The following is a 12,515-nucleotide window of genomic DNA, read 5'->3' on the forward strand; positions in this document are numbered from 1 at the left end:
GCGCCGGTGTTCGCGGCTAAAGCCGCTCCCACAGGACTGTGCAATACACGGCTCCAGCGCCGTACCTGTAGGAGCGGGCTTGCCCGCGAAGCAGACGACACGGTGGATGGCACCGGCTTTGCCGGTGTTCGCGGGCAAGGCCGCTTCCCACAGGAACCGTGTTAAATCAATAGCTTGTAGTTTGTTCTATGAGGGCCGGCTTGCCGGCGATGAGGCCGGGCCTGTTGACGTGATGCTCGGGCTGAGGACGCTATCGCCGGCGAGCCGGCTCCTACAGGTCAGAGCTGCTCGAGCATCAGGCCGGAGATGCGCCGGACCTTGCGCAGGACCGCCTCCTCGAACACGCCCTGGCGCGGCTCGATCAGGCTGAAGCAATGCTTGGCGCGGGTGATGCCGGTGTACACCAGCTCCTTGGTCAGCACCGGGTTCAGCGCGTCGGGCAGCACCAAGGCGGTGTGGGCGAACTCCGAGCCCTGGGACTTGTGCACGGTCATGGCGAACACGGTCTCTACTTCGCTCAGGCGGCTGGGCAGCACGAAGCGCACCCCGCCGCTGCCGTCGTTACGCGGGAAGGCCACGCGCAGCAGCGCCTGGCCCTGATCGTCAGGCAGGCGCAGGGCGATGCCGATGTCGCCGTTCATCAGGCCCAGGCCGTAGTCGTTGCGGGTCACCAGCACCGGGCGGCCTTCGTACCAGGCTTGCTGGTTGTCGATCAGCCCGGCGTTGTGCAGCACGCGGGCCACGCGCTCGTTCAGGCCCTCGACGCCCCACACCCCTTTGCGCACGGCGCACAGCAGCTGGAAATCTTCGAAGCTGCGCAGCACTTGCGCCGCCCACTGCTCCCAGCGCGGGTCGTCGCCAGGGGTGCCGGGCGGCGGGCGCAGGCGGCCGATAGTGCGCAGGTAGCCGCGGTAGCCCTGCGGGCCTTCGGGGCCGCGGTCGAGGCCATCGAGCAGCAGGCGGTCGAAGCGCCTGTCGTGCTCGCCGCCCAGGGTCAGGCAAAACACGTCCTGCGGCGCGCTGTTGAGCAGCTCGCGGGCCTGGTCTGCCTGCTGGCGGTTGACCAGCCGGGCCAGCTGGCCAATGCCGCTGCCTTCGCCGAAGCGCCGCGAATGGCGCAGCATGACGATCTGCTGGGCCAGCGGGTTGCGCTCGGCGATGCCTGGCAGCAGGCCGCTGGCGGCCAGCGACTGGCCGCCCACCTGTTCCAGCCAATTGACGGTCTGCGGCCAGTAACAGCCGGTTTCGGCGTCGCGGCACAAATCGCCCAGCACCGCGCCGGCTTCCACCGAGGCCAACTGGTCCTTGTCGCCAAGCAGTACCAGGCGCGCAGCCGGCGGCAGGGCGTCGAGCAGGTTGGCCATCATCTCCAGGTCGATCATCGAGGCTTCATCGACCACCAGTACATCCAGCGGCAGCGGGTTGCCGGCGTTGTGGCGAAAGTGCCGCGAGCCTGGGCGGCTGCCGAGCAGGCGGTGCACGGTGCTGACCTCGGTGGGGATCTGCGCGCGTACGGCACCGTCCACCTGCAAGCGCTCGACCTGCTGGCCGATGGACTCGGTAAGACGTGCGGCGGCCTTGCCGGTGGGCGCCGCCAGGCGGATGCGCAGCGGCCTGCCCTGCTCTACCGCAGGGGCCTGCAGCAGGGCCAGCAGGCGTACCACGGTGGTGGTCTTGCCGGTGCCGGGGCCGCCGGTAATAACGCTGAAACCGGCACGGGTGGCCAGGGCACAGGCGAGCTTCTGCCAGTCCACCTCGCCTGCCGGTGCGCCGCCGGCGAACAGCTGCCCGAGGCGCTCGGCCAGGTCGGGCTGCTGCGCCTGCTGGCGCGCCAGGCGCTGGTGCAGCGCCGAGTCGATGCGCCGCTCATAGGACCAGTAGCGGCGCAGGTACAGGCGCTCGCCGCTGCGTACCAGGGGCCGGGGCGATTGCCCGGGGGCATCGGCGTCGGCCACCAGCGGGCTTTCGCTGATGCGTTGCAGCCAGGTCGGCAGGTCGAGGCTGGCCAGCAGCTGCGAAGGCAGCAGCAGCGGGCCGGCCAGGGCATCGCCCTCCGGCGGCAGCGACAAGGCGAAGTCTGGCTCGGCGAGGGTCTGCGCCAGGTCCAGGCACACGTGGCCGTGGCCCAGCTGGTGGCTGGCCAGTGCGGCGGCCAGCAGTACCAGCGGGTCGCTGCCGGGGGCGCGTTCTTCAAGGAAGCTGACGAACGCCCGGTCGAGGGCGCGCAGCCAGCCGCGCTCCACCCAGCGGTCGAGCAGGGCCAGCAGGTCGAGGCTGCTGTGCAGCGGCGCCAGGGCACTGAGGTGCTCGGCTTGCAGGGCGGTGGGCAGCAGGTCGTCGAGGCTTCGGCTCATGGCGCGGCTCCGGCAAACAGGTCCTGCTGCGCCGGGGCGCTTTCGCCGCGGAACAGCGCATCGAGCGCTTCGATCAGCGCCCGTGGCGGGCGGGCGTGGTACAGCCCGTGGCCAGCGGCGGTGACGCCGCGCAGGAAGATGAACAGGGCACCGCCGACGTGGCGGTCGTAGTCGTAGTCGGGCAGGCGTGCGCGCAGCTGGCGGTGCAGGGCCAGCAGGTACAGCACGTACTGCAGGTCGTAGCGGTGGTCGAGGATCGACTGCTCCATGGCCAGGGCGTTGTAGGCCTGGGCGTCGGGGCCGAGCCAGTTGGACTTGTAGTCGGCAACGTAGTAGCGCCCGTCCAGTTCGAAGGCAAGGTCGATGAAGCCCTTGAACATGCCGTTGAGCTGGGTCGGCTGGGCCGCCGGGCGGGCGGCGCCGGCATGGGTGTGGCGGGCTACCAGTTGGTCAAGTTGCAGGGCATCGACCTTGTGGCTGGCGAACCAGAACTCCATCTCGATCTGGTACTGGCTCAGGCCTGCCAGGGTCAGGCTGGCCCCCTGCAGCGGCATGGTCTGAACCAGCATGGCGTGCAGCCACTGGGTGAGGGTCGGGATCCAGCCGGCCCAGTCGCGGCGGTTGCAACGCCGGCCAACGGTGTGCTCGATCTGTTCGGGCTGGGCGCTGACTTCGGCGAAGCCTTCGCGGCCGGCCCATTCCAGCAGGCCGTGAAGGAAGGTGCCGGGCGCCGGGCCACGGGGGAAGCGGTGGATGTCGCCCGCCTCGGCCGGCACTTCGCGCAGCAGCTGGCTGTCGAGAACCTCGTCGTCCAGCAGTTGCTGGGCCTGGGAGCTGTCGGCGATCAGCGTCTGGTCGCCCACACGCAGGGCGCTGTAGGAGGCGATCCACCAGTGCTCGGCGGCGGCCCGGCGGGGTTTGCGCGGGGGCAGCAGCTCAAGCGTGCTGGCCGGGGAGCGGTAGCGTTGCTCGTCGGCCTCTGGCAGCGGCAGGTGGGCGATGGCGGGGGTTGCCGCCTGCAGCGCGTCCAGCCACTCGCCCAGCTGGTTCGAGGCTGCCAGCGGCAAGCCGCCGCCGAGCAGGTAGCCAAGGGCCGAGCGGTGCAACTGCGAGCTGCGCTGGGTGCCGCGCTTGAGGTCGGCGACGCCCAGCCAGCAGGCGTGCTGGGCGCGGGTCAGGGCCACGTAGAGCAGGCGCAGGTCTTCGGCCAGGCGCTCGTCGTCGGCGCGCTCGATCTGCTCGGCGTTGGGGGTAAGGGTAAGGTGGGCGGCGCCGTCGTCATCGTGCCAAGACAGCGGCAGGCGCGAGCCATCCACCGGTTTGCCGGTGCAGATGAACGGCAGGTACACCAGCGGATATTCCAGGCCCTTAGACTTGTGGATGGTCACCACCTTGACCAGTTGCTCGTCGCTTTCCAGGCGCAGGATCTGTTCTTCACCGGCCTGCGCAGCGTTGGCCAGGTGCTCGGCCAGGTGGCGGATCAACGCCTGCTCGCCGTCCAGCTCACCGGCGGCTTGCTGCAGCAGCTCGGCCAGGTGCAAAAGGTTGGTCAGCACCCGTTCGCCGTCGCTGCGCCCCATCAGGCTGCGCGGCAGCTGGAAGTCGTGCAGCAGGCGGCGCAGCATCGGCAGCACGCCCTGGCGCTGCCAAGTGTCGCGGTAGCGGCGAAAATCCATGACCCAGTCTTCCCACACCCGCTCGTCCTGGTTCAGGCGCTCCAGCTCCAGCAGCGGCAGGTCGAGGGTGAGGCTGGCCAGAGCGGCCTTGAGCAGGCGCTCGGAATCGGGCTCGGCGCAGGCCTTGAGCCAGGCCAGCAGGTCGTGGGCTTCTTGCGCGGCGAACACCGAGTCCTTGTCGGACAGGTACACGCTGCGCACATCGCGGGCGGCAAGCTCGGCGCGCACCAGCTGGGCCTCGCGGCCATCACGCACCAGGATGGCAATATCGGATGGCAAGCAGGGACGCAGCTTGCCGTCGCCGTCGGCAAAGCCGGTGACGCCCTGCTGGCCGCCATTGAGCAGCGCGACGATGTGGCTGGCGCAACTGGCGGCCAGGCGCTGGCGGTAGAGGGTGTTGGACACCGGCTCGTCGCTTTGCAGTTGCCAGCATTGCAAAGCGGTGGCGGGCTGGCCGTCGATCAGCAACTGCTCGCTGCGGCCCTTGGCCTTGACCTCGACGAAGGGCAGCGGGTTGTCGAGCGCAGTGCGGAACAGGAAGGCACCACGGCCCTGCTCACGCCCTTCGGCCAGCAGAAATACGCGGTTGACCGCCGCGACCATGGCCTGGCTTGAGCGATAGTTGGTGTCCAGGCTGTGCAGGCGGCCGAGGGTCGCGCGGCGGGCGCCGAGGTAGGTAAAGATGTCGGCGCCACGGAAGGCGTAGATCGCCTGCTTGGGGTCGCCGATCATGAACAGGCCGGTGTGCGGGTTGTTTTCGCCGATGCGGTAGATGCGCTCGAAGATGCCGTACTGCACCGGGTCGGTGTCCTGGAATTCGTCGATCAGCGCCACCGGGAACTGCTCGCGAATCAGCCCGGCCAGGCGCTCGCCGGCTTCGCTGGCCAGGGCGTGCTGCAGGCGCAGGAGCATGTCGTCGAAGCCCATTTCGGCGCGGCGGCGCTTTTCTGTTTCGAAACGCGCCGAAACCCAGCCGGCGGCATGCTCCAGCAATTGCACGTCGGGGCTGGCGAGGCCTTGCAGCTCATCGCGCAGCCCCTGCATGGCGTGCAACGCCGGGTGCTCGGGGGGCTCGCCGGCCTTCCACGCCTCGGCCATGCCGGCGGGGGTCAGGCGGGTGAAGCCGGTGCCCAGGTCGAGCTCCATGGCCTGCTCGTCTCCGGCCCAGGTGCGCAGCTTGTCGAACCAGGGCTCGAAAAAGCGTGCTTGCAACTTGCGGCCATCGGCCTGCTTGGCGGCCACGGCGTCGCGGCAGATTTGCTGCAGCTCATCGGCCCAGGCGGCCCAGGGGGCCTTGAGCTGGTTCAGTTGTTCGGTGCGCTGGCGCAGGGTGGCTTCGATCAGCGCCTGCGGCTCCTCGGCCTGTACGCTGTCGCGCACCCGCCCGAACAGCGGGCGGATGCGCGACAGCAGCGCATCGGGGCTGCCCCAGTTGCCGCGCACCCAGGCCAGCGACTCACCGCGCATGCCGTAGCAAAAGCGCCGCCAGTAGTCGCGCACCACCTGGCCGAGCAGCTCGCTGTGGTCGGTTTCCAGGCTTTGGGTGAACAGGCTGCCGCTGTCGAAGGCGTGCTCGCGCAGCATGCGCTGGCACCAACCGTGAATGGTCGAGACGGCGGCCTCGTCCATCCACTGTACGGCGATTTCCAGGCGGTTGGCGCAGCGTGGCCAGTGCTCCTCGGGGTAGTCGGCGCGCAGCAGGTGCAACAGCGGGTCGGCGCCTTCGAGTTCGCCGCGGAAAAACCGCGCGGCTTCGGCCAGGCGGGCGCGGATACGCTCGCGCAGCTCTTTGGTGGCGGCGTCGGTGAAGGTCACCACGAGGATCTGCGGTGGCAGCAGTTCACGCTCGAAGGCCTGCTCGCCACCGTGGCCGAGGATCAGGCGCAGGTACAGCGCCGAGATGGTGAAGGTCTTGCCGGTGCCGGCACTGGCCTCGATCAGTTGGCTGCCGTGCAGGGGGAAACTCAGGGCCAATGGGCGGGCCTGGCTCATTGGGCGCTCTCCGGGTTGCCGAGGGTCTGCCAGGGGGCAGCGAACAGGGGGCGGTACAGGGTTTCGCACCAGCCTTCGAAGGTTTCGTCCTGGGCCAGGGCGGCGAAGTCGCGGTACTGGCGGGCCAGGGCCAGGCTTTCGCTGCGCTCGCCGAAGCTGTTCTGGCCGTCGCCTTCATAGGCGCGGGTTGCTGCGGCCAGGGCCTTGTCCGGGTCGCTCTGGGCCAGCCAGGCGAAGGCAGTTTTGGCGGCCACCGGCAGCGGTGCGTTCATCGCAGCCTGGCGGGCTACCAGCAGGTCGGCGAGGCGCTCGGCGGCCTCTTCCCTGGCCAGGGGGGCCAGCAACAGGGTGAGGTCGCTGGCCACCAGCGCGGTGTGCAGCGGGTAGCCGCTGGCACAGGCGGCCAGGTGCATCACCCAGGCCGGGATCAGGCGTTGCCACTTGAGGGCATTGCGCCCGGCGCTAAGGGTGTTGGGGACGGTGTTGATGCTCAGCAGGCTTTGGTCTTGTGCCTGGTAGACGCGGCCGAGCCAGCCTTCCAGCGCGTGCGGGCCGTGCTCGAAGTGGATCGGCAAGGCGCCTTCGACCACGGCCGGCCAACGTTGCAGCAACTGGCGGTGGCGTTGCAGCAGGTCGGGCAGTGGCTGGATCAGCTCGGCCTGCAGGGCTTCGCCGAAACCGGCCAGGGGCAACAGGCCGCAGGCTTGCAGGCGCCGGGCCTGGCGCTGCAGGGCTTGTTCGGCGTTGTCGGGCTCGGCCAGCGCGGCGCCGAGCAGGCTTTCGCTCAGGCCATAGCGTTGCAGGGCGTCGAGGACGAAGGGTTCTTCGTCGGGGGTGGGTGCTTCCAGGGCTTCGAAGAATACCTTCAGGCGCTGGCTGAAGAAGTGCCGCACCGGGTGACGCAGGAAATCCTGCAATTGCACCAGGGTCAGTGGTTCATCGCTGCTGAACGGTGGCAGGGCTTGGGGTTCTGCCTGCTCGCCTTCACCGGCCTGGTGCAGGGCCAGCCACTCGTGGGCGAAGCTGAACAGCGCACTGCCCTTCTGGAAGTAGCGCTGGCTGAAGGGTTGCAGCGGGTGTTCCTGGGTCAGGGCGTGCAGCAGTTGCTGGCCGGGGTCGTCCTTCTGCCCGGGCTTGGCGCCGGCCAGTTGCCAACCGGCGGCGAGGTGGTCGCGCAACTGGCCGATCAGTACCGAGGACGGGCGCTCGCTGTTGTCGCGGATGCTGCGGCCCACCCAGCTGACGTAAAGCTGGTCGCGGGCGGACAGCAGGGCTTCGAGCAGCAGGTAGCGGTCGTCCTCGCGTCGCGAACGGTCGCCGGGGCGGTAGTCGCTGGCCATCAGGTCGAAGTCCAGCGGTTGCTGGGCGCGCGGGTAGTCGCCGTCGTTCATGCCCAGCAGGCAGACCACGCGGAACGGGATGGCGCGCATGGGCATCAGGGTGCAGAAGTTCACGGAGCCTGCGAGAAAGCGCTGGGACAACTTGCCTTGGTCAAGGCCCGACAGCCAGGCTTCGCGCACCACTGTGAGCGGCAGCGGGTCTTGCAGGGCGACCGACTCGCAGGTCTCGAGCCAGGTGTCGCGCAAATCCTGGAGCTGGGCCAGCAGCAGTTCGTCGTGCTCGTGTTCGGCGAGGAAGAACACCTGCAACAGGGCGTGCAGACGCTCGCCCCACTCGGTTGCGGTGGCTGGCTGGGTCAGGGCCTGGCAGGCGACTTCGAGGGCGTCGAGCAGGGCCACCAGCGGGCCTATCAGGGCGGCGTCGAGGCCGCCGATCTCGTCGTAGGGTTCGATACCGTCGCAACCTTCGCCCACACCCACGGCATAGCCCAGCAGCATGCGCCGCAGGCCGAAACGCCAGCTGTTCTGCTCAAGGCCTCCAGGCAGGCCGAGGGTCGCACGCTGCTCGGCGCTGAGGCCCCAGCGAATGCCGGCGCCCTCGATCCAGCGATGCAGAGTGGGCAGGTCGCTTTCCTGGATGGCGAAGCGAGCGCGCACGGCAGGTACGTCGAGCAGGTCGAGCACTTCACTGACGGCAAAGCGGCTGTCGGGCAATTTGAGCAGGTGTTCGAGGGCGATCAGTAGCGGGTCGCGGCCGCGCTGGCCCTGGTCGGTGAGGGTGAACGGGATGTAGCGCGGGTCGCTTCGATCCAGCTGGCCGAATACCGCACGGATGTGCGGCGCATAGGCATCGATGGCCGGAAGCATGACGATGATGTCCCGTGGGCGCAGCGTGGGGTCGGCACCGAAGCGGGCGAGCAACTGGTCGTGGAGGATCTCTACTTCACGCTGCGGGCTGTGCGCTACATGGAAGCGCACCGAGCGATCCTTTGCGGGGTCGACTGCGGGCCACTGCTCACGGGTTTCGGCCAGCGGGCGCAGTTCGAGAATGTCGTCCTGTAGCTGGTTGAGCAGGGTCTTGGGGTCGGCGTCGCTGAACAGGTCGATGCGGCCGTCGCTGAATACCCCTTGGTAGCTGCCAGGGTCGTCGTAGCTGTCGAGCAGGTTGATGTAGTCGCGGCCTTGCTTGCCCCAGGCGGCGAGCAGCGGGTGGGCGTGCTGGTGCAGCGACTCGTCGTCCAGCTGCAGCGGCATGCCTTGCTTGCGTTGCTGGCGCTTGTACTGGTGGCGCAGCAGGTCCTTGTCGGCAACGATGTCGCCCCAGTGGTGGCGGCAGGGGTTGTGCACGCACAACAGCACCTGGCTGAACCTGGCAAGGCCCGCCAGGGCTTCGAGCACCTGGGCGGGCAGCGAAGAGATACCGAACACGATCAGGCGGGCGGGCAGGCCATTGGGAGCTTCTTCCAGGGCGTTGATGTGCTCGATGAAGCGCTGGTGCACGCCGGCACGGCTCTGGGCCATGCCGGCTTCGCCTACATCTTCAAGCAGGATGCGCCACAGCTCGGCCTGCCAGCGGTTGCCGGCCGCCAGGGGCTTGCGCTCGCCGCGTGCGGTGTTGAGAACGTGGTTGCCGCTGGCCCAGTCCTTGAGCCAGTCGGCGCGGTACACCTGGTATTGGTCGAAGAGATCTGCCAGGCGCTCGGACAGCTGGTAGCGCTTGCGCAGGTCGCTGTCGTCGGTGAGGAAGCGGCGCAGCGGTTCGAAGTGCGGACGCTCGATGACCTGGGGAAGCAGACGCATCAGGCGCCAGGTCAAGGGGGCCTTGTCCAGCAGCGACACTTGCGGGATCTCGTCGCGGCCCAATACCTGGCGATACAGCTGCCACATGAAACTGCCGGGCAATTGCACATCGATGGCGGCTGCGATACCGCAGCCTCCCTGGTCATCGTCCTGCGGGTCTTCGGCGAGGGCCAACTTCAGCCACTGGGCAATGCCGTTGCTTTGCACCAGGGCGATTTCGTTTTCCAGTGGGGCCAGCGGGTAACGGCGCATGACGCTCACCACCAGATTGCGCAGCTCATCCAGGCGGTTGCCCTGGACGATCATGAAACCTGGGTGCAGTGAGGTCGTTATGGCCATTGAGTGCTCTTTGGGGCAGGGGCTTATGCTGGGGGAACCATACCACGGGTGTTGCGGGGCCTGTAGGAGCCGGCTTGCCGGCGATAGGGCCTTGGCAGGTATGTGCGTTGCCTGGGCGGGCCGCATAGCGGGGCTCTGGTTTTCCGCCGCACAAAGACAAAACCCCTACCTGCATGCGCAGATAGGGGTTTTGCGAAATGAATCTTGACGATGACCTACTCTCACATGGGGAAACCCCACACTACCATCGGCGATGCATCGTTTCACTGCTGAGTTCGGGATGGGATCAGGTGGTTCCAATGCTCTATGGTCGTCAAGAAATTCGGTAGCCAGCCCGTTCAGATGAACAGCCCAGCGAATTCGGATATGCGATATTTGTGGTTCTTGCTGACGTTGTGAACTTTCGGTTCTTTCGTCTTCACCACCACAATTCGGCTCACGCACAAATTGCTTGGGTGTTATATGGTCAAGCCTCACGGGCAATTAGTATTGGTTAGCTCAACGCCTCACAGCGCTTACACACCCAACCTATCAACGTCGTAGTCTTCGACGGCCCTTTAGGGGATTCAAGATCCCAGTGAGATCTCATCTTGAGGCAAGTTTCCCGCTTAGATGCTTTCAGCGGTTATCTCTTCCGAACATAGCTACCCGGCAATGCCACTGGCGTGACAACCGGAACACCAGAGGTTCGTCCACTCCGGTCCTCTCGTACTAGGAGCAGCCCCTCTCAAATCTCAAACGTCCACGGCAGATAGGGACCGAACTGTCTCACGACGTTCTAAACCCAGCTCGCGTACCACTTTAAATGGCGAACAGCCATACCCTTGGGACCGGCTTCAGCCCCAGGATGTGATGAGCCGACATCGAGGTGCCAAACACCGCCGTCGATATGAACTCTTGGGCGGTATCAGCCTGTTATCCCCGGAGTACCTTTTATCCGTTGAGCGATGGCCCTTCCATACAGAACCACCGGATCACTAAGACCTACTTTCGTACCTGCTCGACGTGTGTGTCTCGCAGTCAAGCGCGCTTTTGCCTTTATACTCTACGACCGATTTCCGACCGGTCTGAGCGCACCTTCGTACTCCTCCGTTACTCTTTGGGAGGAGACCGCCCCAGTCAAACTACCCACCATACACTGTCCTCGATCCGGATAACGGACCTGAGTTAGAACCTCAAGGTTGCCAGGGTGGTATTTCAAGGATGGCTCCATGAGAACTGGCGTCCCCACTTCAAAGCCTCCCACCTATCCTACACAAGCAAGCTCAAAGTCCAGTGCAAAGCTATAGTAAAGGTTCACGGGGTCTTTCCGTCTAGCCGCGGATACACTGCATCTTCACAGCGATTTCAATTTCACTGAGTCTCGGGTGGAGACAGCGCCGCCATCGTTACGCCATTCGTGCAGGTCGGAACTTACCCGACAAGGAATTTCGCTACCTTAGGACCGTTATAGTTACGGCCGCCGTTTACCGGGGCTTCGATCAAGAGCTTCGCTTGCGCTAACCCCATCAATTAACCTTCCGGCACCGGGCAGGCGTCACACCCTATACGTCCACTTTCGTGTTTGCAGAGTGCTGTGTTTTTAATAAACAGTCGCAGCGGCCTGGTATCTTCGACCGGCATGGGCTTACGGAGCAAGTCCTTAACCCTCGCCGGCGCACCTTCTCCCGAAGTTACGGTGCCATTTTGCCTAGTTCCTTCACCCGAGTTCTCTCAAGCGCCTTGGTATTCTCTACCTAACCACCTGTGTCGGTTTGGGGTACGGTTCCTAGTTATCTGAAGCTTAGGAGCTTTTCTTGGAAGCATGGCATCAACCACTTCGCGCTCTAATGAGCACTCGTCATCAGCTCTCGGCCTTGAAATCCCGGATTTGCCTAAGATTTCAGCCTACCACCTTAAACTTGGACAACCAACGCCAAGCTGGCCTAGCCTTCTCCGTCCCTCCATCGCAATAACTAGAAGTACAGGAATATTAACCTGTTTTCCATCGACTACGCTTTTCAGCCTCGCCTTAGGGACCGACTAACCCTGCGTCGATTAACGTTGCGCAGGAAACCTTGGTCTTTCGGCGTGCGAGTTTTTCACTCGCATTGTCGTTACTCATGTCAGCATTCGCACTTCTGATACCTCCAGCAAGCTTCTCAACTCACCTTCACAGGCTTACAGAACGCTCCTCTACCGCATCACCAAAGGTGATACCCGTAGCTTCGGTGCATGGTTTGAGCCCCGTTACATCTTCCGCGCAGGCCGACTCGACTAGTGAGCTATTACGCTTTCTTTAAAGGGTGGCTGCTTCTAAGCCAACCTCCTAGCTGTCTAAGCCTTCCCACATCGTTTCCCACTTAACCATGACTTTGGGACCTTAGCTGACGGTCTGGGTTGTTTCCCTTTTCACGACGGACGTTAGCACCCGCCGTGTGTCTCCCATGCTCGGCACTTGTAGGTATTCGGAGTTTGCATCGGTTTGGTAAGTCGGGATGACCCCCTAGCCGAAACAGTGCTCTACCCCCTACAGTGATACATGAGGCGCTACCTAAATAGCTTTCGAGGAGAACCAGCTATCTCCGAGCTTGATTAGCCTTTCACTCCGATCCACAGGTCATCCGCTAACTTTTCAACGGTAGTCGGTTCGGTCCTCCAGTCAGTGTTACCTAACCTTCAACCTGCCCATGGATAGATCGCCCGGTTTCGGGTCTATACCCAGCGACTAAAGCGCCCTATTAAGACTCGCTTTCGCTACGCCTCCCCTATTCGGTTAAGCTCGCCACTGAATATAAGTCGCTGACCCATTATACAAAAGGTACGCAGTCACCTAACAAAGTAGGCTCCCACTGCTTGTACGCATACGGTTTCAGGTTCTATTTCACTCCCCTCTCCGGGGTTCTTTTCGCCTTTCCCTCACGGTACTGGTTCACTATCGGTCAGTCAGTAGTATTTAGCCTTGGAGGATGGTCCCCCCATGTTCAGACAAAGTTTCTCGTGCTCCGTCCTACTCGATTTCACTGGCAAGAGAT

The 12,515-nt window shown here is 64.8% G+C and carries 3 protein-coding genes and 2 rRNA genes (1 of these 5 only partly in view); all 5 read right to left on the bottom strand.

All coding sequences use genetic code 11. The features are described 5' to 3' along the window. Positions 1-278: 278 nt before the first annotated feature. On the bottom strand, positions 279-2,354 hold the full coding sequence (gene recD, locus KSS93_RS26135) for an exodeoxyribonuclease V subunit alpha (RefSeq protein WP_217886608.1): 2,076 nt from the start codon (positions 2,352-2,354) through the stop codon (positions 279-281). Then, positions 2,351-6,022 (bottom strand): exodeoxyribonuclease V subunit beta, encoded by a 3,672-nt coding sequence (recB, locus tag KSS93_RS26140; protein ID WP_217886609.1) that lies wholly within the window; start codon positions 6,020-6,022, stop codon positions 2,351-2,353. The genes recD and recB overlap by 4 nt, the downstream gene beginning before the upstream one ends. Then, positions 6,019-9,501: an exodeoxyribonuclease V subunit gamma gene (gene recC, locus KSS93_RS26145; protein WP_217886610.1), complete on the bottom strand. Its 3,483-nt coding sequence runs from the start codon at positions 9,499-9,501 to the stop codon at positions 6,019-6,021. The genes recB and recC overlap by 4 nt, the downstream gene beginning before the upstream one ends. Positions 9,502-9,703: 202 nt before the next feature. Further along, a 5S ribosomal RNA gene (rrf, locus tag KSS93_RS26150) occupies positions 9,704-9,819 on the bottom strand. 144 nt (positions 9,820-9,963) lie between these two features. After that, positions 9,964-12,515: ribosomal RNA gene (locus KSS93_RS26155) — 23S ribosomal RNA — on the bottom strand; it runs 341 nt beyond the window's last position.

It is taken from the genome of Pseudomonas xanthosomatis, from assembly GCF_019139835.1.
Taxonomy (GTDB): domain Bacteria; phylum Pseudomonadota; class Gammaproteobacteria; order Pseudomonadales; family Pseudomonadaceae; genus Aquipseudomonas; species Aquipseudomonas fakonensis.